The organism is Rhodococcus (subgen. Prescottella) equi (assembly GCF_003013675.1).
GTDB lineage: Bacteria > Actinomycetota > Actinomycetes > Mycobacteriales > Mycobacteriaceae > Prescottella > Prescottella equi.
On sequence record NZ_CP027793.1, the window covers coordinates 4,594,481 to 4,618,469 of the forward strand.

Consider the following 23,989-nt stretch of genomic DNA (forward strand, 5'->3'; position numbering starts at 1 on the left):
CCCCGATCGCAGCGGGTGCGTTTTCCATGTGGACCGACTGTCAGCCCGCCGCCTCCCCGAACCACCGCGACACCTGGTCGGCGAGGTCTCGCTGATCGTCGCCGACCCACGCCACGTGCCCGTCCGGACGCAACAGCACCGCCGGTGCGCCCAGTTCCGCCTCCGAGTCGACGACGTGATCGACGCGATCGGCCCAGTCCGCCACCGAGAGTCGACCCGTGCGGTCGAGCAACAGGCCGCGGCCGGCGTGCATCAGCCGGTAGAGACGGCCCCGCCCCCACGGCACGTCCCGCATTCTGCGGCCCACCAGATCGTGGTCGTCACCGAAGTCGTAGCGGACGCCGATCGCGGTGATCTTCTCGATCAGGTACCGGTTGACGTCGTCGAACTCGATCAGTTCCTCGACCAACCGCCGAACCGCCTGGGCCCCGGGCTCGACGGACATCAGTTCCATCTGCGCGCGGGTGTTCTCGAGCACCGCGGCAGCCACCGGATGCCGCTCGTCGTGGTAGCTGTCCAGGAGCCCGTCCGGCGCCCAGCCGGCCACCGTCGCCGCCAGCTTCCATCCCAGGTTGAACGCATCCTGGATACCGAGGTTCAGGCCCTGCCCGCCGGTCGGCGGATGAATGTGGGCTGCGTCGCCCGCGAGCAGTACCCGGCCGGCCCGGTAGCGCTCGGCCAGCCTCGTCGCGTCGCCGAAGCGCGACAACCAGCGCGGTGAGTGCACTCCGAAGCCGCTGCCGGCGACGGCACGCAGTTGTGTTTCGAAGTCCGCGAGAGTCGGCGGCGCATCCCGGTCATCCGCCACACCGGCCGCGGGAACGATGACGCGGTACATCCCCTCCCCCAGCGGCATGAAGCCGAATCGCTTGTGGGTCCGGCGAACCTCGGCCGTGACAGCGGCCAGGGTCTCCGGCGACGCGGACACCGCCATCTCGCCCAGTAGGGTCTCGACCCTGCTGGGCTCTCCGGGGAAGCCCACACCGAGCAGCCCGCGCACCGTGCTGCGGCCGCCGTCGCACCCGACCAGGTAGCGCGAGCGCAGACGCGTGCCGTCGGCCAGCACGGCGGTCACCCCGTCGTCGTCCTGCTCGATCTCGATCAGTTCGCTGCCGCGCCGGATCTCGGTCCCGAGTTCGAGTGCCCGCTCGGCCAGGATGCGGTCGGTGACGGGTTGCGGAATCCCCAGGACGTAGGAGTGGGCGGTGTCCAGGTCATCGGGCCACTTGCTGCTCAGGCCCGCGAAGAAGCCACCTACCGTGAACTGCTTTCCCTGCTCCAGGAACCGGTCGAGCAACCCACGCTGATCCATGATCTCGATGCTGCGCACGTGCAGACCGAGTGCACGGACGAACGCGGGTGGTTCTTCCTGCCTCTCCACCACCAGTGTGCGCACACCGTGCAGTCGCAACTCCGCGGCGAGCATCAGACCGGTCGGCCCTGCCCCGACAATGGTCACATCGAACATGTTTTCCCTCCGCCGTTTTCGTTCCGGCGGACGATTCTGCGGCACAACCGGGGCCTTGCCGCAAGGCCCCCACTGCGCTATAAGTTGAAAGTGGAAGGGATCCGTTTCCGATCCCGCGCTCCGGTCCCGTGAGTCACCCCCCGTGCGCATCCACCGACGCCGGAACGGCGATGTCGTCGGCACGATCGCCGAGCACGTGGTAGTGGCGGGCCAGGTCGGGTTCCACTGTCCTGCAGCGCCATCCGCTGCTGCTCGGGAGGTGCGGGCTTCCCGAACCGCTTCTCCAGGAACTGTGTGATCGAGGTGGGGCGGACCCGAGGAGGCCGATTCGGGACGCCGGCCCGCGATGAGTTTCCCGAGCCGGTGCGGTCTGTATGGCTGAGGCTCCGCGCAACCGGCGGGGAGCAGCCACAGAACGGGAGCTCGCCATGACCGCCGCATTCCCCCGCACCCGCACCGCGCCCGGGTCGGCCACCGTTTCGCCTCGGGCCCGCATCGCCGGCCTCGTCGTCACCGCGCTGGTGGTGGCTTTCCTGCTGTTCGACGCCGTCATCCACCTCGCGAACATCCAGCCGGTGAAGGACTCGATGGCCGAGTACGGCTTCCCGGAGTACGCGCCCTACGTCATGGGTGTGGTGATGCTGGTGTGCCTGGCGCTGTACCTGACGCCGGTCACGGCGATCCTCGGTGCCGTGCTGCTCACCGGGTACCTCGGTGGCGCGGTGGCCTGCAACATCCTCACCGAGCAGCCGCTGCTGTCGACGATCCTCTCGCCGGTGTACGTCGGCATCTTCGTGTGGGGCGGGCTGTACCTGCGCGACGCCCGCGTCCGGGCGATCATGCCGCTGGTGCGGGCGTGAACACCTGATCGGTCGACGAGGACCGGCGCGGTTCGAAGGGCTGGGTGCCGAGGGCGGTACCGCGAAGCCGACGACGGTGAGGACGGCCACTTGTCGGGTCGGCCTACGCTGGTCGGCGTGAAGAAATACCTGCCCGCCGCCGTCGTCGACGTCCTGCTCGTTCTGATCTTCGCCGCCCTCGGCCGGAGGAGCCATGAGGAGGCCTCGACGATCGGCGGCCTGCTCACCACGGCATGGCCGTTCCTGACCGGTCTCGCGGCGGGCTGGATCGTCACGCTCGGCCTGTACCGGGACAAGTTCGATTCGCGGCTGGCGGTACCGACCGGCGTGATCGTCTGGCTGTCGACTCTGGTGGTCGGCATGCTGCTGCGGGTGGTCAACGATCAGGGCACCGCGTTCTCGTTCATCGTCGTCGCGGCGTCGTTCCTCGGGCTGTTCCTCATCGGCTGGCGTGCTCTGTACCAAGCGGTCCGTAAGCGTCGCACTCTCGCGTGATCCCGTCGCATGAACAACCGGCACGGAAGAGACACGCGGAGGGGCCGATGACGTCGAAGGTCGAATCCCAGGGAACCGAGTCCGACAGGGGATTCTTCGGACAACCGTTCGCACTCGCGAACCTGTTCGGCGTCGAGATGTGGGAGCGCTTCTCGTTCTACGGCATGCAGGGCATCCTGCTCTACTACCTGTACTACTCGGTGTCCGACGGCGGACTGGGGCTCGACAAGGCCGCGGCCACCAGCATCGTCGGCGCGTACGGCGGCACGGTGTACCTGTCGACGATCGTGGGAGCGTGGGTCGCCGATCGACTTCTCGGCTCGGAGCGCACCCTCTTCTACAGCGCGTGCCTGATCATGCTGGGGCATATCAGCCTGGCAATCATCCCGGGTCTGGCGGGCGTGGGCGTCGGACTGTTGCTGATCGCCTTCGGCAGCGGCGGGCTCAAGGCCAACGCGACATCCCTCGTCGGCGATCTGTACACACCCGACGACGAACGCCGGGATGCGGGTTTCTCGATCTTCTACATGGGCATCAACCTCGGTGGCCTGATCGGTCCGCTGATCACCGGATGGGCGCAGAAGAACTGGGGCTTCCACGTCGGGTTCGCGCTTGCCGCAGTCGGAATGGCGCTCGGCCTCGTCCAGTACACGCTGGGGCGCAAGCACCTGCACGGGGTCGGATCGGCGGCCCCCAACCCGCTGCCGGCGGCCGCGCGTCCTCGGGTCGCGGTGATCGCGATCGTGGCGATCGTCATCGCGTTCGCGTTCTCGTTCGCCGGGGTAATCACTGCCGCCAACCTCTCCGAGATCGTGGTGGCGCTGACCATCGTCGCCGCGGTGGCGTACTTCGCGGTGATCCTCACGAGCCGGCGGATCACCCCCGTCGAGCGCAGTCGCGTGGTGGCGTTCATCCCGATGTTCATCGCGAGTGCCGCCTTCTGGTCGCTGTTCCAGCAGCAGTTCACCACCGTCGCCATCTACGCCGACGCCCGCCTGGACCGCAATCTCTTCGGCTGGGAATTCCCACCCACCTGGGTGCAGTCGATCAATCCGGTGTTCATCATCGTCTTCGCCGGTGCGTTCGCGGCGCTGTGGACCAAACTCGGCTCGCGCCAGCCGTCCTCGCCGATCAAGTTCGCGCTCGGCACCGGCATCATGGGCATTGCGTTCCTGTGCTTCATCCCGATGTCCGGCGGCGGCCCCAACAGTGCCCCGCTGCTCGGGCTCGCCGGGATCCTGCTGCTGTTCACCTTCGCCGAGCTGCTGCTCTCGCCCGTCGGGCTATCGCTGTCCACCAAGCTCGCCCCGGCCGCGTTCCACACCCAGATGGTGGCGTTGTTCTTCCTGTCGGTGGCGCTCGGTTCGAGCCTGGCCGGCACGCTGTCGCAGTTCTACGACGAGTCCCACGAGGTGTCGTACTTCGCGACCGTCGGCTTCGCATCGCTCGGCATCGGTGTACTTCTCGCCGTGCTGACACCGTGGATCCGCCGCCTCATGCGCGGCGTCCAGTGAGTCCCTGAGCCCCCACCTGCCCTGCCCTCCCCTCCCCCGGCCCTCCACTCCCCTCCCCCTCCCCCTCGCGTTTTGCGCACTTACCGCGCCGGATCGCGCCCCGAAACCGCGATAAGTGCGCAAAACGCGGGGGGTGGGGCAGCGTGGGTGGGTCAGCGGACGAGAAGGTCTCGGACGTGGGCGGTCTCGTTCACCGACGCCACCCGCCGGGCACCGTTGCGCGAGATGAGCACGCGGCTGAGCGACACGTAGTCGATCGGGAAGGTCAGAGGACGCGGCAGTTCCAGCATGTCCTGCAGCACGACGTTGATCACCCCGCCGTGCGCGACGACCACGACGGTGTCCGCATGGTTCGACTGCGTGACAACCGCGTCCACAGCCTCCCGGACCCGGCGGCGGAACGCGTCCTCGTCGACGAAGTCGGGCAGCAGCCCGGCCCGGATCCGTTCGAACGCCTCCGGCATCCGCTCGCGCGCCTCGTGGATCGGGATGTAGTACCGCTGATCGGCGTCGTACTCCGCGAGCCGCTCGTCGATCACCGGGCTCACACCCAGCGATTCGACGAGCGGGCCCGCGGTCTCGATCGCCCGGAGCTGCGAGCTGGTCACCACCCGCGCGACCGTGACGTCGGTCAACGCGGACGCCAACCGCCGGGCCTGCCGACGTCCCAGTTCGGTCAGGCCCGGGTCGGCGCGCCCCTCGGCGACGGCGACGTGCTCGGGCAGCGCGTGCCGGACCAGGATCACCTGCACGGTCAGGCCCCGTAGCCCGACGCACCGGCCCGGGTGAGGACCATCTTCGACACCACCGCCCGGTTCGACAGCCGCAGCACCGCGTCGACGAGTTCGACGACGTCGCCGACGGTCAGCATCGTGTCGGCCGGAATGGTGTCCTTGGTCCACTCGGACATGTCGGTGTCGACGTAGGCCGGCGCGATCGCGGTGCCGGCGACACCGTTGCCGGACTCCTCGGCGTTGAGCGTTTCGACGAGGGAGAGCAGCGCTGCTTTCGTCGCCCCGTACACCGCGAGGTTCGCCTCCGCGTACACGCCGGTGATCGACGACACGGCAACCACTTTCGCACCGTTCTGCGGGTTCTCCGCGGCGCTTTCTCGTAGCAGCGGGAGTGCGCGTTGCAGGAGCGTGAACGGCGCCGTGAGGTTCACGGCGACGGTCTTCTCGAATCGCTTCATCGGGTACTCGCCGATCGGTCCGGCGGTGCCGACCCCGGCGTTGAGGACGAGCGCGCGCATCGACCCGAACCGCTCCTGGTGTGCACCGGTGAGCACCTGCGCTGCGTCGGGATCGGCCATGTCGGCGGCGATCGCGACGACGTCGGGCGCGCCGGCTGCCCGCAGTTTCTCGGCGACGGCGTCGAGCCGGGACGCGTCCCGCGCGGTGACGGTGAGCCCGTAGCCCTGCGCCGCAAGCCGCTCCGCGATGCCGAGTCCGATGCCGCGCGACGCGCCGGTGATCAGTGCGCTGGCCGTCACCGCTGTCCCTCCATCGCGGCGAGTCCGGCGGCGACGAGCGGGGGCACCGCTTCGCAGGCGTGCGCGAAGCCCTCGCCCGTGGTGGCCCCCGCCAGATGCCGGTGGGTGATGCCCTCGGCGATCACGGCGAGCTTGAAATTCGCCAGGCCCAGGTAGAAACCCCAGTGGTCGAGGGGTGTTCCGGTCGCCTCCGAGTACATCTGGGCAATCGCGTCCGCCGACGGCAACCGCGGACTCGTCCACGCCGCCGGTTCACCCAGGATCACGTCCAACGCCGGATGCCGATAAACGCACATCTGCGCGAGGTCGGCGAGTGGATCCCCGAGCGTCGACAACTCCCAATCCACCACCGCCACCACCCGACCGGGATCGTCGGCGGCGACGAGGGTGTTGTCGATCCGGTAGTCGCCGTGCACGATCGCCGTCCGCGACGTAGCAGGCACCGCGTCCTGCAGCAACGCGTGCAGTCGCTCGAGGTCCGGGAGTTCTCGGGTCTTGACCCGCTCCCACTGCCGCGCCCACAGCGCCACCTGCCGCGACAGGTATCCCTCCGGCCGTCCGAAGGATTCGAGTCCCACCACGCGGTGATCGACGGCGTGCAGCGCGGCGAGCACCCGCACCAATTCCCGCACGCACGAGTCGATCTCGGAGTCGGTGAGTGTGCCGAGCTCGTCGACGGTGCGGATCACGCGGCCGTCGACGAACCCGGTGACCGCGAACGGCGCACCCAGCACCGAGTCGTCCTCACACAACACCACCGTGGGCGCGACCGGCACCGCCGCCCCCTGCAGCGCCGCGCACACCCGGTACTCGCGGGCGACGTCGTGCGCCGACGGCGTCAGCCCCGCGGTCGGTGGCCGCCGCAGCACCCAGCGGGAGACGCCGTCGGACACCTCGAACGTGAGGTTGGACTTGCCGCCCGAGATCAGCCGCGCCCGCAGCTCACCCGCCGTCGCCACACCCTGCTCGCCGAAGAAGCGTTGCAGCGCAACCAGGTCGAGGCCGTCGAGGCCCGTGGCCGTCACGACCGGCCCTCCTCGCGTGCGGCCCGCTTCGCCTGGCCGACGACTCGTTTCGCGAGCGCCCAGCGATGCACCTCGGACGGGCCGTCGTACACCCGGAACGGACGCACCTCCCGCGACAGCCGGGCCAGCGGCAGGTCACCCGAGACGCCCATGCCACCGCACATCTGGATCGACCGGTCCACGATCCGGAAGATCGCCTCCGCCCCGAAAGTCTTCGCGATCGACGTCGAATCCGACGCGGTCCCACCCTGGTCGAGTTCCCAGCACGCACGGGTGAGCAGCGCACGTGTGGCGGCGATGTCGATCTCGTTGTCCGCGACCATCTGCTGCACCATCCCGAGGTCGCCGAGCCGGGAACCGAATCCGTCGCGCCGGGCGACGTAGTCGACCGCGACGTCGTGCCCGCGGCGGGCGGCGCCGAGCCACCGCATCACGTGGGTCATCCGGGCCGGACCGAGCCGCACCTGTGCGTACGCAAAACCCTCGTCCACCGCACCCAGCACCGCGTCGTCCGGCACGAACAGATCCTCGAAGAACACCTCGCAGTGCCCACCGATCATCGCCCGGTCCAGCGTGTCGATGTGCCGGCCCACCCGAATCCCGGGTGCCGACGCCGGAGCGAGGAACATCGTCGCACCGCCCCGGTCCCCCGGAGCACCGGACGTGCGGGCCATCACGATGAAGAATCCTGCGCCGTCGGCACCGGTGATGAACCACTTGTGGCCGTTGATCTTCCACCCGCCGGGCGCCTTCTCCGCGCGCGTCGTCAACGCCGAAGGGTCGGATCCCGCGCCCGGCGCCGGCTCGGTCATCGCGAACGCCGACCGCACCTCACCACGCGCGAGCGGGCCGAGGAACTCCTCCTTCTGCGCCGGGCTCGCGACGTGCGCGAGCAGATGCACATTGCCCTCGTCCGGGGCTGCGATGTTCAGCGCCGTCGGCCCGAACAGCGAGTACCCGGCCGCCTCGAACACCGGGGATCGATCGCTCATGTTCAGACCGAGACCACCGAACTCGACGGGCGCGTGCGGCGCCAGCAGACCCCACCCCTTCGCCTCCGCCTGCATCTCGACCCGGATCGTGTCGCCGCCGGCCGCGGCGATGTCACCACCGTGCGCGTCCTCGATCGGCAACACCACGTCCCGCACGAATTCCCGCGTCCGTTCGACGAGGCTCAGCACCTCGGATGGATAGGACAGGTCGACAGCCATGTAGAGACCTCCTCAGCTCGCACCGACCGATCGATCGCTCGGTAGGGCCACAGTGGCACGACGGTGCCCACGGGGTCAATCCCCGCGCAACGGAAGCGGACAAACCAACCGATCGCTACCCTGGTCGGAGCCATCGACTAGGGAGGGACGATGACCACAAGTCCGGATCGCACGAGAATCGAGTTTCCCGGCATCAGCTCGCGGGCCTGGGAACACCCGGCAGACCGGGCAGCGCTCGTCACACTGCGCACCCTGAAAGGCTTCGACACGATCCTGCGGACCCTGTCGGGTCTGCTGCGCGAACGTCAGCACCGCCTCATGTACCTCGCCACGTCCATCCGTGTCGACGAACGTCAGTTCCCCGACCTCGACGACCTGCGGCGGGACTGCGTCGAGATCCTGGGCGCCGACGAGACACCGGAGCTCTTCGTCTTCCAGTCCCCCGCCGTGAACTCGTTCACGATCGGCATGGACAAGCCGTTCATCGTGGTCACCACCGGCCTGCTCGATGTGATGAACTACGAGGAGCAGCGCTTCGTCATCGGCCACGAACTGGGCCACGCGCTGTCGGGACACGCGGTGTACCGCACCATCCTGTTGCACCTCATGCGCCTCGCCGGAACCATCGGCTGGGTGCCCATCGGCGGCTGGGCCCTGCGCGCGATCATCGCGGGACTGATGGAGTGGCAACGCAAATCGGAGCTCTCGGGGGATCGAGCGGGCCTGCTGTGCAGCCAGGACGTCCATACCGCGCTGCGGGTCCAGATGAAACTGGCCGGCGGATCGCGGGTCAGCGAGATCGACCCGGACGCGTTCCTGGCGCAGGCCGCGGAGTACGACGCGAGCGGCGATCTGCGCGACGGTGTTCTCAAACTCCTCAATATCGAGCTGCTCTCCCACCCGTTCTCGGTGCTCCGCGCAGCGGAGTTGAAGCGATGGGTGGACGGCGGCGAGTACGCGCAGATCCTCCGGGGCGAGTATCCGCACCGGTCGGCCGACGACGACGCACGGATCGGCGACGAGTTCCGCAATGCCGCCCGGACTTACAAGCAGAACTTCGACCAGTCGGACGATCCGCTGATCCGGGTGCTGCGTGACGTCGGCAGCGGCTTGGGCGATGCCGTCGGCGCGGTCGGCCACGGTGTCGGCGAGGTCGCCGCGGACATCAAGGAGCGCTTCTCCCACTGGCGCAGGCACTCGGGCGACTGACGCGGGCGCGACCGCCGGCGTGCGTCACACCGCGCCGGCGGCGCCCCGAGCGATCACCAGGTACCGATCCACCAGCACCTCGGGGGTGAGCGGGCCGTCGGGCCGGTACCAACTCGCGACGGCGACGCACATCGTGGTCACCGCCCGGCTGGCGTCCTCCGGGTAGGGCGTGGAGAAGTCACCCGACCGCACGCCGTCCCGCACGATCTCGTCGAGCATCCGCTGCTGCTCGTCGCGCATGCCGACGAAGGCGTCCCGAGCCCCCGGCTCCATGCTGCGCATCTCGGTGGACGCGACGAACGCCTGCTCGCGCCGGAACATGTGGAACCTCAGCAGCGATTCGACGACGGCGTCGAACTGCTCACGCGGCGACGACCCCGCTTCCGCGAGCGCCTGCCGGCTGCGGCCGAGCAGATCGACCATGCTCCCCTGCGTCAGCGCCACCAGCAGCGCATGCTTCGACGGATAGTGGTGGTAGAGACCGGGCACCGACAGTCCTGCACGCGAGGCGATCTCGCGGATCGATGTACCTTCGTAGCCCCGCTCCGCGAACAGGTCGAGGGCCGCCGCGAGCGGCCCCGGCAACGCGGCGTCGTCGTAGTGCCGCCACGAGCCGGGTATCTGGTCGGTTGTCATTCCCCCACCGTAAGCCAGACAGTTCCGCTCCCCTGCCGCAGCGTCACTGCGCCGGCGGCTTGGCCATTTCCCGCATCAGCAGATCGGTCATCTTGACGGCGCGGTCGCCGCCGTCGGCGTCGGCGACGAACACCGCGAAGGCGAGGTCACCACGCGATCCGAAGAACCAGCGGTCGGTGTCGTTCCCGGACGCGACACCCATCAGGTCGGGATGCCCCTTGAGGAAGGAGGCGGATCCCTTCTGGACGTTGTCGCGCATCGTGTTACGCAACTGGTCGGTGACGGCTGCCGGCAGCGCGTTCTCGGTGTTCTTCGCGGTGGCCTGTTGCCCTTCGACGATCATCGGCAGCGGGGCGCTGCCGCGCGCGACCGACGCGGCCATCATCGCGAGGCCGAACGGGCTCACCTTCTGCTCGGATCCGTTCTTCGACTTCATCACCTGGTCGACATTGGACTGCGACGCGGTCAGGACGGCGGTCTCGGGATCGAGACCGGGCATCTCGTAGTCGAGGCCGACGCCGAGTTGCCGGCCCGCCTTCTCGAGGTCGTCGTCGCTCACGTCCTCGGGTGCGACGCCGGCCTGGGCGGCGGCCGCGGTGCGGACGAGGTCCAGCGAGTTGCCCGCAGGATAGAGGCCGGTGAACGCGATGGGCCCCTGCTCGATCGCTTGATTGTTCTGTGCTGCAGCGACAACGGCACCGGTGGACGGTCGGATCGCGACGATCACCGAGGGGGTGCCGACGCTCACCACCGCGTTCTCGGCGGCCAGCTGCAGCTGCGAGTCGAGGGTGGCCTTGATGTCGGGGCCGGGCGGGCCCTGGTAGCCCACCTGCTGCTGCACGGTGCCGTCGGGATCGACGACGTTGACGGCCCACCCGGCCGTGGCGTCCCGGTTCGCCTGCCACACCTTGCGCAGCGGGTCGAGCAGCGGCGTCACGATGCGCCGGTCCGTCGTGATCAGCTTGGGCTGCTTGTCGACGATCACCCCGGGGATCCCGGTGAGGTCCTTTTCCAGGTACTGGAAGTCCTGGTCACGCAACAACACTGCAACGACTCGCTGCCCGGGCTTGGCGGCGAGATCCTGTCGCATCGACTCGCCGGTAACGAGTGGGGCAACGGGCTCGAGAGCCTTCGCGAGCCGATCGGTCGTGGCCACCGGGTCGGATATCGACGCCGGATCCAACGTGACCGCGTTGATCGTCTGTTCCGCCATCAGGGGGTTACCGGCGCCGTCGAGCACCTTCGGCGGCGCGGCGTCGGTGCGGTCGTAGCGCACGGTTCGGCCGTGGCCGAGGGCCGGCGCGAGCAGCGTGGGATCCCACGAGATGCGCCACCCCACGGCCAGCTTCTTGACGCCTCCGTCGACGAAGTAGCTCCAGTCCTTGCCCTCGCCGAAGTTCCACGCCGCGTCCACGGTGAAGAAACCGGAATCGCCGTTGAGTTCCATGAACTGGGCCAGGGTCCACGTGGATTCCTTGGCGTCGAGACCGTCGAACATCTGCTGGATCGATTCCTCGGCAGCGTTCGGGTACGACGTCAGCTCGGCGGCAGCCTCGGCGTCACGGTCGTTGAGGGCGTCGACGAACCCGGTGACGACCGACTGCGCGCTCGCGTCGGACTTGTCTCCCACGCAGGACACGAGCGTGACGGCCAGGACGGCCACGAGGCCGAGCGGCACGGCAATCGCACAGCTACGCCGGACGCGGGGCGAGGCTCGGAAACCCATGGTCACAATCCTCCCGATTGTCACATCAGTAACAAGCACGGATCGCGCACGAAGGGGTCACGATTGCGCCACTGTGGCGCTCGGCCGATACCCTCCCGTTACCACCGCACCGTGTCCGGGTGCGCCGCGGGACTACCGGAGGAACCGCCCGGCAGCTTCCAGCGCGGGACCCGAACTATCCGCTCCCGCAACGAAAACCGCGAAAGCGAGGTCTCCATCCATGCCCACGAACCAACCATGTGGGCGTGTGCCCTCACCGTACTCCGCAGTGCCGGTCTTGCCCTCGAGGTTCGGCAGATCGGCGAGCGTCCTGGCGGTCCCGGCCGTTACCGTCTCGCGCATCATCGACCGCAGGGCCGCGTCGACGTCCGCGGGCGTCGGGGTGACGCTGCGGTCGGCGACGCCCGGCTTCCCGACGATCATCGTCGGGGCCGGCGTCGTCCCGTTCGCGATGGACGCCGCGACCAGCGCCATCCCGAACGGTGATGCCGTCACCGCGCCCTGCCCGATCGCGGACTCGACCCTTTCGGCGGGCGTCTGCGCGGTCGGCACCGTCCCGGTGACCGTCGTCAGCCCCGGGGTCACGTAGTCGACGCCGAGACCGAACTGCAACGCGGCCTGTTGCAGCGCATCCGGCGGCAACGACACCGCCAGGCGCCCCATCGTGGTGTTGCACGAGTGCGCGAACGCCGAGTGCAGCGGCACCGACCCGAGATCGAAATTGTCGTCGTTCGGGATCTGCCGGCCCTCGATGTTCTCGGTGCCGGGGCACGGCAGCACGGTGTCCGGGGTGACCTTCCCGGCCTGCAGTGCCGCCGACGTCGTGACGGTCTTGAACGTCGACCCCGGCGGGTAGAGGCCCGTCAGCGCGATCGCGCCCTGGGCGTCGGCGGGCGCGTTCTGTGCGACGGCCAGCACCGCACCCGTGGACGGCCGCAGTGCGACGATCGCGGCCGGCTGCGGAACACTCGCGAGCGCATCCTCCGCCCTGGTCTGCAAACGCAGGTCCAGTGTGGTGTCGATGTCCGGGACCGGGGCCGCGTCCTGCCCGGCCAGACGACGCGCCGTCCCGTCCGCGTTCACCAGCTGCACGGCCCACCCGGCGGACTCGTCCTGCTGCTCCTGCCACACGGTGGTCAGGTCGGCGAGTACCGGCGACGACAACGCCCGGTCCACCGTGAGCAGCCGGGTCTGCTGCACGAGCTCCACCCCGGGAACGGCCGCGAGCTGGTCCCGAACGGGCTCGACGTCCTGTTCACGCAGCGCGACCGCGGTGATCGGCTTGCCGTCGGACTTTCCCAGGTCCGCGCCGAGCGACTCGGCGGTGATGGTGGGGACGATCGGATTCAGCAGTCGGGCCAGGGCGGCGGTGTCCGCGGGCGCTTGCACGTCGACGAGTGTCACCACCTGCTGCGTCATGATCGGCTGCCCGTCACTCGCGCGCACCTCGGCGGGCGTCCCCGACGTGGGGGTGAACCGGACCGTGGAGCCGGCGGCGAGTCCGGGCGCGAGCACCGCGGGATCCCACGCGATCACGTCGCCGTCCACGCGGCCCTCGGTGGAGTACTGCCACTGCTTGCCGTCGCCGAAACTCCAGTCCGCGGCCAGGGTGAACGCGTCACCGTTCTCGGACACGGTGAACGACCGCCCCTGCGCGTTCAGACCGTCGAGCATCGCGGTGATGGCCGTCGACGCCGCCGCCGGGTCGCTCGTCAGATCTGCAGCCGCCTGGACGTCGCCGCTCGAGAGCGCGTCGGCGAACCGCTGTTCGGGTGAGGGGTCGCCGCCCCCGCAGCCGGACAGGACGAGTGCGGAAGCCACGGCCAGGACGGTCGCGGTGGTGCGGGGGCCGGGACGCGAGACAGACATGGACCCGATGATGCCCGAGAAACAGACTCCGCGGACGGTGGCGTCGCCGGAGCATCGGAGTAATCATGTAATCAGTGCAGTAGGTATTACCCGATCGACCCGAGGAGGACGATCATGGGAAGCACACACGGCCACGGCGGGTTCGGAACCGGTGGCCACAGGTTCGGAAGACCCGGCGGCTGGCAACAGGCCGACGCGCCGGACGCCTCGGACGCCTCGGAGTGGTTTGCGGGACGCCTGCCCGACGACTGGTTCACCGGCCCCGCGACCGTGGAGGTCGACCGTGAGGAGATCGTCGTGTTCGGCGAACTTCCCGGCGAGGACACCGAGAACTCCGCGGCCGCGGAGGAGGGCCGGGTCGCCCGCTTCCGGGAATCGACCCGCCCCGCGCGGATGCAGATCGCGGACGAGGCTCAGGCCCGGTACGGACGCAAGGTTGCGTGGGGTGTGACGATCGGCGATCGACGAATCCTGTTCACGCATTTGGCCGTTCCGGTGATGACGCGCCTGCGTCAGCCCGAACGCAAGGTGCTGGACACGCTCGTGGACGCCGGCGTCGCCCGGTCCCGGGCCGATGCCCTGGCGTGGACGGTCAAGCTCGCCGGACAGCACGCCGAGGAGTGGCTCGCGGAACTACGGGAGGCGATGCGCAAGGTCGACGACCTCAGATCGACCGGCCCGCAGATCTGACACTCCGTCAGAGCACGACCTCGTTCAGACGACCCGTGGCGACGTCGAACACGAAGCCGCGCAACGACTCCGTGAGAGTCACGAACGGGCTGGCCTGGATGCGGCGCAGCGACTGGCGGACGTCCTCGTCGATGTCGGGGAACGCCTCGGCGGACCAGTTCGGCTTGATGCCGGTCTCGTCCTGGATGTCCCGCTTGAAGGCGTCGTCGGTGAAAGTGAGCATGCCGCAGTCGGTGTGGTGGATGAGGATGATCTCCCGGGTACCGAGCAGACGCTGGCTGATGGCGAGCGAACGGATCTCGTCGTCCGTCACGACGCCGCCCGCGTTGCGGATCACGTGCGCCTCGCCGGCGCCGAGTCCGAGGATCCGGTACACGTCCAGTCGCGCATCCATGCACGCGAGCACCGCGACGTGCTTGCTCGGGGGCAGCGGCAGCGGGCCGGTGAACGACTCGGCGTAGCGCTTGTTGTTCTCGAGGTAATCGTCGGTGACCGTCATCGGCGTCTCCCGGTTTCCTGAGGTGGGGCGGGGGTGGAACACCCACGCACACCTTCCATGATCGTCGCGGGCGCGGGCGGGCGGAAGCGTTCGACTCTTCCCGAGCGGAATAAACCGGTTGCATGCCGGTTGAACCGGTCATACCGTGGTCGACGTTCGTGTCTCCGATCGATAGGACAGGCCCTTGCTCCTGTAGAGGTGATCCCGCGCCCTGCGCGACGTGTGCCGAGGCATCCGTCTGCGCCTCGTCCGCACACCTCTCGGAGTTCTCATGGCACATCCGTCCGCGTCCGTCACCCTGTCCGATCTCACTTTCGCCTGGCCCGACGGTTCCCCCGTCCTCGACGGCCTCGACGCCGTCTTCGGGTCGGGACGCACCGGGCTCGTCGGGCTCAACGGCTGCGGCAAGTCCACCCTGCTGAAGCTGATCGCGGGCCGCCTGCAGCCGGCGCGAGGCTCGGTCACCGCCCACGGCACCGTCGGCTACCTTCCACAGGACCTGACGCTCGATCCGGGCGTACGGGTCGACGCGATCCTCGGCATCTCCGACATCCGACGTGCGCTGGCGCGCATCGAGTCCGGGGCCGGCACCGACGACGACTTCGACACCGTCGGTGCGGCGTGGGACATCGAGGAGCGCGCGGTGTCGATCCTGCACCGGCTGGGCCTACGACGCATCGTCGCCGACGTCGCCGATCTGGATCGGACGGTCGGCGAATTGTCCGGTGGCGAGACCACACTGCTCGGGCTCACCGCACAACTGCTGGGTGAGCCGGACGTCCTGCTGCTCGACGAACCGACCAACAACCTCGACGGAGCCAGCCGCAGCCTGCTCGACGCCGCGGTCCGACAGTTCCCCGGCACCGTCCTGCTCGTGAGCCACGACCGCGATCTGCTCGCTTCGGTCGACACGATCGCCGAACTCCGCGACGGGCGAATCCGGCTGTTCGGCGGCAACTTCGGCGACTACCAACAGGCGATCGAGGCGGAGCAGCAGGCCGCGCTCGCCGCCGTGCGCGACGCGCGCAGCGATGTCCGCAAGCAGGGCCGCGAACTGATCGAGGCGCAGATCAAGCTGGATCGTCGCGCGCGCTACGGCAAGAAGATGTTCGAGAACAAGCGCGAGCCCAAGATCATCATGGGCATGCGCAAGCGGGCCGCCCAGGAATCGGCGGGCAAGCTGCGCGGCAACCACATCGAGAAGGTCGACGACGCGAAGAAGGCGCTCACCGAGGCGCAGGACCGGGTGCGCGACGACAGGGAGATCCGTATCGACCTCCCGGACACCGCGGTACACCCGGGACAGCAGGTGATCGAGCTCGAAGGCGTCCGCCTGCGCAGCGGGCAGAGTCTCGACCTGACGGTGACCGGACCCGAGCGGATAGCGCTCACCGGCCGCAACGGCATCGGCAAGACGACAGCGTTGCAGGAGATCGTGCGGGCCGGCGCGAAGGTGCCGTTCGGATTCCTGCCCCAGCGCCTGGACATCTTCGACGAGCAGATGTCGGTTGCGGCGAACGTCGCGGCCGCGGCGCCGCACGCGACCCCCGAACGGATCCGGGGCAGCCTGGCCCGGTTCCTGTTCCGCGGGTCCGAGGCCGACGCGCCCGTCTCGACGCTGTCCGGCGGCGAGCGACTGCGCGCCGCGCTCGCACTACTGCTGACTGCGGAGCCACCGCCGCGCCTGCTGCTGCTCGACGAGCCGACCAACAACCTCGACCTACCCTCGCTGACCCACCTCGCGCAGGCGTTGAACGAATACCGCGGCGCACTGATCGTCGTCAGCCACGACCGGCAGTTCCTGGCCGACATCGGCATCACGCGGTGCCTGGAACTGACCGAGGACGGGTTCGTCGACGCCTGACGCCGCCGGTATGACATCCGCCACAAATGAGGCGGTCCGTCCCGGCGGCTAGCACGGCAGGCATCGACGGCACTAGCGACGAACGTCCCGGATCGTCACCACACCCGCCACAGGGGCATCAAACGAACCGCTTGCGCTGCTTCGGTTTCCGACTCTCGAACGGCCTCGCTCGAGCGCGCCGGAAATCGCCGTAGCCTGGGGTAGACGAGCTGAGAGGTAGATGCCGTGAACGCCATCGAAACGACCCCGCCCGACCGCGCGAGGATCGACACGACGGATCACATCCGCGCGCAGTGGGAGGCTCGTTCCGTCACCACGGAAACGCGTGCGAAGCGGATACGCGTCCGGCGGATCCTGCTGGTGCTCGGCTCCGTGCTGGCCGTGGTCGGCCCGTCGATTCTCGCCGCGGCCATCGGCGTGCGAGCGGGTGAGGCCTTCCGCATCCTGCTCCTGACCGTCGTGCCGATCACCCTCGCGTTCTTACTGTTGCGGCCGCGCTGACAGCGAACCGGACTATTCCGGAAAGCCTGTTCAGGTGTTCACATGACTCGATAAACTCGCTACCACCGATCCCCTCGCCCTCAGGAGGGCAGTGTGGCTGTCGAATACGCCGATGGGCAGAGTCAGATCGTCGCGATGCACATGAGCGACGGCATCATCGACGCCCCGACGTCGGCGCTGTTCTGGGCCGTCGCGATCGTCGGTGTCGGCGTCGCGATCTGGCGGGCGCGCACCGAACTCACCGAACGCACCGCGCCGATGGCCGGACTGGTCGCGGCCTTCATCTTTGCCGTCCAGATGATCAACTTCCCGATCCTGCTCGGTGTGAGCGGTCATCTGCTCGGCGGCGGGCTCGCCGCGATCCTGGTCGGTCCGTACACCGGCGCTCTGTGCATCGCGATCGTCCTCACCGTGCAGGCCCTGCTGTTCGCCGACGGTGGACTCACCGCCCTCGGTGCCAACATCACCAACATGGCACTGGTCGGCACCGCCGTCGGATACGCGGTGGCCGTCGCGTTGCGCCCGCTGCTCGCGCGACACGGCGATGCCGGCATCGGCATTCTGGCGTTCCTCTCCGCTTGGTGTGCAACGGTTCTCGCGGCGTCGATGTTCGTGGTGGAGTACGCGGTCGGCGGCGACGCGGTGACTTCGCTGCACGCCGTCGCCGCGTACATGTTCGGTACCCACGCGCTGATCGGGATCGGCGAGGGCATCATCACCGCATTCACGGTGGTCGCGGTGGCGCGGGCGCGCCCCGACCTGGTGTACCTGTTGCGAGCCCGACCCGGCGTCGCGCACGCGAAGGGAGCGATGTCGACATGACGACCTCCATCCGCACCCGGTCCCGCTTCCTGGTCGGCTTCGCGATCGCCGCGCTGTTGATCGCCGGAGTCCTGTCGTATCTCGCCAGTTCCAGCCCGGACGGTCTGGACTCGACCACCCAGCGTGGCTGCGACGTGGTGCAGGTCGACGGCGGCGAGCAGTTGGTGGGCGACTGCATCGCTCAGGGCGCGACCGATCATCATCTGTCGTCGTCGCCGCTGGCCGACTATTCGGTCCGAGGTGACTCCGCGCTGACCGGGGTCGCCGGGGTACTGGGGGTCGTCGCGGTGTTCGTGGTGGCCGGCCTGTTGTTCCGAACTCTCGCGCACCGCCGCCGGGAACCCTGACGTGTCGGGTTCCCACACCCATCCGATGTACCTCGAAGGGTCGTCGCCGGTCCACCGATTGCCTCCCGAGGTGAAGATCCTCGCCGCCCTCGTCGGCGTGTTCGCCGTGGTGGCCACCCCTCGCGACGCGTTCTGGGCGTTCGCCCTGTACCCGGCGATCCTGGTGCCGGTGTGGCAGATCGCGGGGATCACGCTGCGCTGGTTGGCGCCCCGCATGCTCGTCGAACTCCCGTTCGTCGTCCTCGCGGTGCTGCTGCCGTTCGCGGAGGAAGGCGATCGCGTGACCGTCCTCGGCCTGTCGCTGTCCGGGCCCGGCCTGCTGGCGGCGTGGAACATCCTCGCAAAGGGCACCCTGGGCGTGCTGGTCTCGCTCACGCTCGCGGCGACCACGCCGGTGCGATCGCTGCCGGCCGGGCTGTCGCGGCTGCGTCTGCCGGGCATCGTCGTCACCGTCGCGACGCTGATGCTCCGGTACGTGAATCTGCTTGCCGGCGAAATCGAACGGATGCGCATCGCACGCGTCTCCCGAGGTGACGACCCCCGGACGCTGCACCAGGTGGGGGCCACCGCGCGCGGCGTCGGCGGGGTGTTCCTCCGCTCGTACGAGCGGGGCGAGCGCGTTCACCTCGCGATGCTGTCCCGCGGGTTCACCGGCACCGTCCCGCTGTACGCGCCGCCGGCCCGGGGTCGCGACTGGTGCCTCGCGCTTGCGCCGGCCGTGTGCGCCGTCGCAGTCGCCGTCATGGCCTGGACGGTGTGAGATGTCGGTTCCCGCAATCCGAACCGACAGTCTCGTCTTCGAGTATCCGGATGGGCGCCGAGCGCTCGACGGCGTCGACTTCGAGGTCGCGGCGGGCGAACGCGTGGCGATCCTGGGACCGAACGGCGCCGGCAAGACCACACTGATCCTGCAGCTCAACGCCGTGCTGACGGCGACGTCGGGCACCGTGCAGATCGGTGACCTCGCCGTGGCCCGCGAGAACCTGCGGGAGATCCGGCGCCGGGTCGGGGTGGTGTTCCAGGACCCGGACGACCAGCTGTTCATGCCGACGGTCGCCGAGGACGTCGCGTTCGGCCCCGCCAACTTCGGGGTCCGCGGCGGCGAACTGGAGCGCCGGGTCGCCGAGGCGCTCGCGCAGGTCGACATGGCCGAGCACGCGCAGCGGAGCGCCGGTCATCTCTCCGGCGGTCAGCGTCGACGAGTCGCGCTCGCAACGGTTCTCGCGTGCCGGCCCGACGTACTGGTGCTCGACGAGCCGTCGAGCAATCTCGACCCGGTGGCGCGTCGCGAACTCGCCGACGTGCTCACAGGGCTCGACACGACGCTGTTGCTGGTCACCCACGACCTGCCGTACGCCGCCCAACTGTGCCGGCGTGCGGTGGTTCTCGACGAGGGTCGGGTTGTCGCGGACGACCGGATCGAGCGCATCCTCGGGGACACCGAACTGCTGGCGGCGCACCGCCTGGAACTGCCGTGGGGCTTCTCGGTTCCCGCTTCGGCCCCCGAGGGGTGACCGAAGCGACGCAGCAGGCCGTTCAGTCGGTGGTGCTGTCGCGCTCGGCCGCCTCACTCGGGTGCTGTTGCGCGCGGCGGAGTTCGGTGTTGATCCGCTGGGCTTCGCTGAGCTGGTCCTCGAGAACGATGATGCGGCAGGCGGCCTCGATAGGGGTGCCCTGATCGATCAGTTCACGCGCGCGTGCGGCGATGCGGAGTTGGTAGCGGGAATAGCGGCGGTGACCGCCCCCGGATCGCAACGGGGTGATCAGCTTCGCGGTGTCGAGGCTGCGGAGAAACGCCTGCGTGACACCGAGGATTTCGGCGGCACGGCCCATGCTGTACGCAGGGAAGTCCTCGTCGTCGAACTTGTCTCCCGGGCCGGCGGCGTCGGGGCTGTTGCTGTCTGACTTCGGCGGAATGTGCGTGTCGCCTTTCGTGTGCACGGACGGGGGCCCCGGCGCCTGTGCGGCGCCGGGGCCCGAGGGGATTTACTTACCTGTTCCCCGCCTCGGCGGACGGGACGCGATCTTGTAACAGCTGACCGTGCACCACCTCCCGGTTTGGGGATCTTCCTTCGATGTTCCGGGGCAGTGATCTCGCTACCACCCCGGGTGCGGCGCCCAACTCACCGGCGCCGCAGGTCCTGCAACTACCTGTTCCCTGCACTACCGAGGCGATCGTGCTGCCCGGTAGATGGCGGGACGCATCGAGTACTTCCGAAACACATCAACACACCTTCTCGACGCGTCCCGCCCTACTCACCAGTTCTTTCCTTCACGCAGGTCTTCGTCCTCTTACCTGCCTTCTTGGATCCTTCTGTATCGACGAGAGAAACAGTACAACGGACACCGTCAATTGTCTACAGCGGCCGCTGTAGAATTTCACGTGATGGTCGTCACGCCCCGAACGCGCGGCCGACGCCCCGGACCGCAGACCCCCTACCGGCGGCGGGCCTCTCCGAGAAGCACCCCAGGCGGGGATTGGTCTGCTGCAGTTGCCAATCGGTCCAATGCTCGAGACTTCCCGCCTCGTCGGCGTCGAGGCGGTCGCAGATCAGGTCCCAGTGCACCGCCACCCGGTCCCCGATCCGCAGGTCCGGGACGAAGGATCCGGAGCCCACGTTGCGCCGGGCCGGCCGGTCCTCGAGCGGTCCGAGGGCGAGTCGACGGCCGTCGAACTGCAGTCCGCGCGAGCGGACGGTCGCCGTCTGCGAGGTCAGGGCGACCACGACGCCGTTGCGGATGCGACACGAATCCAGCACGTGCATCGGCTGCGGCATGCCCGTGTCGAGCAGGCGCGTCCACGGGTAGACCCCGAACACGTGGAACGCATGCGTCGGTGCGGCCTCGGGCAGGAGATCGTCGGTGAGGTACTTCCAGTAGTGACCGGCCCGAGCCCCCAAGCGGGCCAGCAATTCCCGGCCGAACCGCGCCCGGTCGACGGCCGCCGTCACCTCGTTGCCGGTCCAATAGCCGCGGACCACGCGCCCGTCGAGCGGATCATCGATGCCCGCGAGTTCGGCCAGCAACTCCTGGTACGGCCACGCGCCATTGAACTGTCGCGCGACGGCGTCCACCGCTGCCGACCCCGCGCCGACTCCCCCGCACGCCACCGTCTCGAGGGTCGCCGCGCCGGCGGGTCCGCAGTAGCCGAGAGCGTTGGGCGCGTACGCGTACCGCGCGAACAGTACGCGGCCGGCATCGACCCCGGTGGTCACTCGGCTCTCCGACCCACCAGCAGCGCCGTCTCCCGGTGCAGGCGCCCGAAGTTGTAGTACGCCGCGCACGCCCCCTCCGGCGACACCATGCACGTGCCGATCGGGGTCTCCGGGGTGCAGGCGGTGCCGAACACCTTGCACTCCCACGGCTTGATGACGCCCTTGAGGACCTCGCCGCACTGGCACGCCTTGGGGTCCGCGACCCGCACGCCCGGCATCGAGAAACGCTCCTCGGCGTCGAACTCGGCGTAGTCGGGATGGATCTTGAGCGCGCTCTGCGAGATGAAGCCCAGTCCGCGCCATTCGAAATGCGGTCGCAACGCGAAGGTCTCACTCATCAGCTTCAGGGCCTGCGTGTTGCCCTCCGGCCGGACCACGCGGATGTACTGGTTCTCCACCTCGCAGCGGCCGTCACGGATCTGCTGCAGCAGCATGTGCACGGACGCGAGGATGTCGAGTGGTTCGAAACCGGCCACCACCATCGGCTTTCCGTACACCTCCGGGACGAAGCGGTACGGCCGGAGTCCCACGACGGTCGAGACGTGGCCCGGGCCGAGGAAGCCCGACAGCCGCAGATCCGGCGACTCGAGGATCGCCTTGATGGGCGGGACGATCGTCACGTGGTTGCAGAAGATGCTGAAGTTGGTCACCCCTGTCTGCCGCGCCCGCACCAGCGTCACCGCCGTCGACGGGGCCGTCGTCTCGAACCCGACGGCAAAGAACACGACCTGCTTGTCGGGGTTGTCGACGGCGATCTTGAGCGGGTCCAGCGGCGAGTAGACGAACCGCACGTCCGCGCCGCGGGCCTTCGCCTCGATGAGGTTTCCTCGGGAACCGGGCACGCGCATCATGTCGCCGAACGTCGTGAAGATGACGTTCGGCTGTTCGGCGAGGTACATCGCGTCGTCCACGCGCCCCATCGGGATGACACACACGGGGCACCCCGGTCCGTGCACCAGTTCCACCGACCGGGGCAGCAGGTGTTCGATCCCGTGCCGGTAGATGGTGTGGGTGTGCCCGCCGCACACCTCCATGAACTTGAACTCGTCGTCGCCGGCGAGTTCGGTGATGGACCGGACCAGCGCCCGTGCCGCCGCCGGATCCCGGAATTCGTCCACGAACTTCATGGTGCAACCTCCTCGGTGGCCCGTTCGGTCAGTTGATGCTCGACGAGTTGAACGCGTCGATCTCGTTGACGTAGTCGGCGCCCATCTTCTGCACCTGGTCGAGCGTCAGCGCGGCCTCGGCCTCGTCGATCTTCGCCATCGCGAAGCCCACGTGGACGAGAACCCAATCGCCGACGACCAGACCCTCGTCGGCGAGCAGACGCACGCTGATGGTGCGTTGGACCCCGTTCACGTCCACCTTCGCCAGGCTCTGCTCGGTGTCCACCATCTGCACCACCTGGCCCGGAATGCCCAGACACATGGCCGGCTCCTTCCTCGCTCAACAGATCCGCGGCAGCGGGTCGCCGACGAGCATGTCGACGATCCGGCTGCCGCCGAACGCGGTTCGCAGGGCCACGATGCCCTCGGGTTCGGCGAGCACCTCGCCGACGATTGCGGCGTCCTGGCCGCCCGGGCATCCGCGGAGCGCCGCCAGCCCTGCCTCGGCCTCGCGCTCGGGCACGATCGCGACGAACTTGCCCTCGTTCGCGACGTACAGCGGATCGATACCGAGCAGATCGCACGCCCCCGCCACCTGCGGCAACACGGGGAGCGACGCCTCGTCGAGGATCACCGCGAGACCGGTGGACTGTGCCAGCTCGTTGCACACCGTCCCGACGCCGCCGCGGGTGGCGTCGCGCATCCACCGTGTCGACGGTGCCGCGTCGAGCAGCGCGTGCACCAGACCGTTGATCGGTGCCGTGTCCGATCGGATGTCGGCCTCGATCGCGAGTTCGCCCCGGGCCAGCATCACCGCCATCCCGTGCTCACCCATGGTGCCGGACAACAGGACCCGGTCCCCCGCCTGCACGTATTCGGGTCCCAGCCGCGTCGTCACCGGCAACGCCCCCACCCCGGCGGTGCAGATGTAGACGCCGTCCGCGGCGCCCTTGCCGACCACCTTGGTGTCACCGGTCACCACATGGACACCGGCCTGGGCGGCCGAATCGGCTATGTCGGCGACGATCTCGCGCAGCAGCGCGATCTCGAAGCCCTCTTCGATGACGAACGCCGCCGACAACCACAAAGGCCGCGCCCCGGCCACCGACAGGTCGTTGACGGTGCCGTGCACCGCAAGATTCCCGATCGACCCGCCCGGGAACTGCAACGGCTGCACCACGAACGAGTCGGTGGAGAACGCGATCCGCTCTCCCGACGGCAGGCTCAACGCCGCGGCATCACCGAGTTGTTCGAGCTGCGGGTTGCGCAGCGCTTCCACGAACACCGCGTCCACCAGCGCCGCGGAGGACTTTCCGCCCGCACCGTGCGCGAGCGTGACCACGTCCTCGAGCAGACGTGGGCGGCGCTTGCGGAACGATGCGATGCGTTCGAGGACTCGGTCCTCGCGGTCGGCGGCCGTGGTCGGATCCGTCGTCATGG

Annotated in this window: 25 protein-coding genes; 11 read left to right on the forward strand and 14 right to left on the reverse strand. The window is 68.9% G+C overall.

All coding sequences use genetic code 11. The annotated features are described in order from the left end of the window. Window positions 1–40: 40 nt before the first annotated feature. Window positions 41–1,468: a rifampin monooxygenase gene (gene rox / locus C7H75_RS21355; protein WP_084955398.1), complete on the reverse strand. Its 1,428-nt coding sequence runs from the start codon at window positions 1,466–1,468 to the stop codon at window positions 41–43. 428 nt (window positions 1,469–1,896) lie between these two features. On the opposite strand from rox, the gene C7H75_RS21360 reads away from it, so the two are divergent. The 3 genes from C7H75_RS21360 (at window position 1,897) to C7H75_RS21370 (ending at window position 4,337) form a co-directional block, all read left to right on the forward strand. Further along, on the forward strand, window positions 1,897–2,328 hold the full coding sequence (locus C7H75_RS21360) for a DoxX family protein (protein ID WP_005517490.1): 432 nt from the start codon (window positions 1,897–1,899) through the stop codon (window positions 2,326–2,328). Between the two features lie 117 nt (window positions 2,329–2,445). Beyond that, window positions 2,446–2,823, forward strand: coding sequence for a DUF3054 domain-containing protein (locus tag C7H75_RS21365; RefSeq protein ID WP_106851801.1), 378 nt, complete (start codon window positions 2,446–2,448; stop codon window positions 2,821–2,823). Between the two features lie 47 nt (window positions 2,824–2,870). After that, entirely contained in the window at window positions 2,871–4,337 is a 1,467-nt protein-coding gene (locus C7H75_RS21370; RefSeq protein WP_081185151.1) for a peptide MFS transporter, read from the forward strand. A 152-nt stretch (window positions 4,338–4,489) separates the two neighbouring features. Here the strand turns inward: C7H75_RS21370 and C7H75_RS21375 are convergent, their stop codons facing one another. The 4 genes from C7H75_RS21375 to C7H75_RS21390 are packed head-to-tail and all read right to left on the reverse strand — an operon-like array spanning window position 4,490 to window position 8,065. Next, window positions 4,490–5,089: a histidine phosphatase family protein gene (locus C7H75_RS21375; protein ID WP_106851802.1), complete on the reverse strand. Its 600-nt coding sequence runs from the start codon at window positions 5,087–5,089 to the stop codon at window positions 4,490–4,492. A 2-nt stretch (window positions 5,090–5,091) separates the two neighbouring features. Beyond that, complete coding sequence (locus C7H75_RS21380) at window positions 5,092–5,829, reverse strand: SDR family NAD(P)-dependent oxidoreductase (protein ID WP_064079770.1); 738 nt, start codon at window positions 5,827–5,829, stop codon at window positions 5,092–5,094. Continuing rightward, window positions 5,826–6,854, reverse strand: coding sequence for a phosphotransferase family protein (locus C7H75_RS21385; protein ID WP_106851803.1), 1,029 nt, complete (start codon window positions 6,852–6,854; stop codon window positions 5,826–5,828). Before C7H75_RS21385 ends, C7H75_RS21380 begins: the two co-directional genes overlap by 4 nt. Next, window positions 6,851–8,065: an acyl-CoA dehydrogenase family protein gene (locus tag C7H75_RS21390; protein WP_084922744.1), complete on the reverse strand. Its 1,215-nt coding sequence runs from the start codon at window positions 8,063–8,065 to the stop codon at window positions 6,851–6,853. The genes C7H75_RS21385 and C7H75_RS21390 overlap by 4 nt, the downstream gene beginning before the upstream one ends. A gap of 150 nt (window positions 8,066–8,215) precedes the next feature. On the opposite strand from C7H75_RS21390, the gene C7H75_RS21395 reads away from it, so the two are divergent. Further along, window positions 8,216–9,274, forward strand: coding sequence for a M48 family metallopeptidase (locus C7H75_RS21395; RefSeq protein ID WP_084845907.1), 1,059 nt, complete (start codon window positions 8,216–8,218; stop codon window positions 9,272–9,274). A 24-nt stretch (window positions 9,275–9,298) separates the two neighbouring features. Here C7H75_RS21395 and C7H75_RS21400 read toward each other — a convergent pair whose 3' ends face one another. The 3 genes from C7H75_RS21400 to C7H75_RS21410 form a co-directional block, all read right to left on the reverse strand. After that, window positions 9,299–9,910: a TetR/AcrR family transcriptional regulator gene (locus C7H75_RS21400; protein ID WP_005517473.1), complete on the reverse strand. Its 612-nt coding sequence runs from the start codon at window positions 9,908–9,910 to the stop codon at window positions 9,299–9,301. A gap of 43 nt (window positions 9,911–9,953) precedes the next feature. Further along, entirely contained in the window at window positions 9,954–11,636 is a 1,683-nt protein-coding gene (locus C7H75_RS21405) for an NTF2-like N-terminal transpeptidase domain-containing protein (protein WP_013417267.1), read from the reverse strand. A gap of 132 nt (window positions 11,637–11,768) precedes the next feature. Beyond that, window positions 11,769–13,505, reverse strand: coding sequence for a penicillin-binding transpeptidase domain-containing protein (locus tag C7H75_RS21410; protein WP_106851804.1), 1,737 nt, complete (start codon window positions 13,503–13,505; stop codon window positions 11,769–11,771). A gap of 114 nt (window positions 13,506–13,619) precedes the next feature. Between C7H75_RS21410 and abmR the strand changes: the two genes are divergently transcribed. Continuing rightward, window positions 13,620–14,195, forward strand: a complete 576-nt coding sequence (gene abmR / locus C7H75_RS21415) for an ATP-binding transcription factor AbmR (RefSeq protein WP_013417269.1) — start codon at window positions 13,620–13,622, stop codon at window positions 14,193–14,195. 7 nt (window positions 14,196–14,202) lie between these two features. Here the strand turns inward: abmR and C7H75_RS21420 are convergent, their stop codons facing one another. Further along, window positions 14,203–14,694, reverse strand: coding sequence for a beta-class carbonic anhydrase (locus C7H75_RS21420; RefSeq protein ID WP_013417270.1), 492 nt, complete (start codon window positions 14,692–14,694; stop codon window positions 14,203–14,205). A gap of 271 nt (window positions 14,695–14,965) precedes the next feature. On the opposite strand from C7H75_RS21420, the gene C7H75_RS21425 reads away from it, so the two are divergent. The 6 genes from C7H75_RS21425 to C7H75_RS21450 all read left to right on the forward strand — a co-directional run bounded on the left by C7H75_RS21425 (window position 14,966) and on the right by C7H75_RS21450 (window position 19,742). Beyond that, window positions 14,966–16,558: an ABC-F family ATP-binding cassette domain-containing protein gene (locus C7H75_RS21425; RefSeq protein ID WP_064076219.1), complete on the forward strand. Its 1,593-nt coding sequence runs from the start codon at window positions 14,966–14,968 to the stop codon at window positions 16,556–16,558. Window positions 16,559–16,783: 225 nt separating this feature from the next. Further along, window positions 16,784–17,059 carry a hypothetical protein gene (locus C7H75_RS21430; protein ID WP_005517466.1) on the forward strand — a complete coding sequence of 92 codons (276 nt, stop codon included), beginning with the start codon at window positions 16,784–16,786 and terminating at the stop codon, window positions 17,057–17,059. Window positions 17,060–17,194: 135 nt separating this feature from the next. After that, window positions 17,195–17,881 (forward strand): energy-coupling factor ABC transporter permease, encoded by a 687-nt coding sequence (locus C7H75_RS21435; RefSeq protein ID WP_175280071.1) that lies wholly within the window; start codon window positions 17,195–17,197, stop codon window positions 17,879–17,881. Beyond that, window positions 17,878–18,228 carry a PDGLE domain-containing protein gene (locus C7H75_RS21440; protein WP_005517464.1) on the forward strand — a complete coding sequence of 117 codons (351 nt, stop codon included), beginning with the start codon at window positions 17,878–17,880 and terminating at the stop codon, window positions 18,226–18,228. The genes C7H75_RS21435 and C7H75_RS21440 overlap by 4 nt, the downstream gene beginning before the upstream one ends. A 1-nt stretch (window position 18,229) precedes the next feature. After that, window positions 18,230–18,988, forward strand: a complete 759-nt coding sequence (gene cbiQ / locus C7H75_RS21445) for a cobalt ECF transporter T component CbiQ (protein WP_069855546.1) — start codon at window positions 18,230–18,232, stop codon at window positions 18,986–18,988. A 1-nt stretch (window position 18,989) separates the two neighbouring features. Next, window positions 18,990–19,742, forward strand: a complete 753-nt coding sequence (locus C7H75_RS21450) for an energy-coupling factor ABC transporter ATP-binding protein (protein WP_069855545.1) — start codon at window positions 18,990–18,992, stop codon at window positions 19,740–19,742. Between the two features lie 22 nt (window positions 19,743–19,764). Here C7H75_RS21450 and C7H75_RS21455 read toward each other — a convergent pair whose 3' ends face one another. The 5 genes from C7H75_RS21455 to hypE form a co-directional block, all read right to left on the reverse strand. Then, a complete protein-coding gene (locus C7H75_RS21455) occupies window positions 19,765–20,169 on the reverse strand; it encodes a MerR family transcriptional regulator (protein WP_005517458.1) in 405 nt (134 codons plus the stop codon). Window positions 20,170–20,621: 452 nt separating this feature from the next. Next, a complete protein-coding gene (locus tag C7H75_RS21460) occupies window positions 20,622–21,443 on the reverse strand; it encodes a DUF6390 family protein (RefSeq protein ID WP_069855544.1) in 822 nt (273 codons plus the stop codon). After that, window positions 21,440–22,570 carry a hydrogenase formation protein HypD gene (gene hypD / locus C7H75_RS21465; RefSeq protein WP_106851806.1) on the reverse strand — a complete coding sequence of 377 codons (1,131 nt, stop codon included), beginning with the start codon at window positions 22,568–22,570 and terminating at the stop codon, window positions 21,440–21,442. The genes C7H75_RS21460 and hypD overlap by 4 nt, the downstream gene beginning before the upstream one ends. Before the next feature lie 28 nt (window positions 22,571–22,598). Then, window positions 22,599–22,871 carry a HypC/HybG/HupF family hydrogenase formation chaperone gene (locus C7H75_RS21470; RefSeq protein ID WP_005517454.1) on the reverse strand — a complete coding sequence of 91 codons (273 nt, stop codon included), beginning with the start codon at window positions 22,869–22,871 and terminating at the stop codon, window positions 22,599–22,601. An 18-nt stretch (window positions 22,872–22,889) separates the two neighbouring features. Continuing rightward, complete coding sequence (hypE, locus tag C7H75_RS21475) at window positions 22,890–23,987, reverse strand: hydrogenase expression/formation protein HypE (protein ID WP_005517453.1); 1,098 nt, start codon at window positions 23,985–23,987, stop codon at window positions 22,890–22,892. Window positions 23,988–23,989 lie beyond the last annotated feature (2 nt).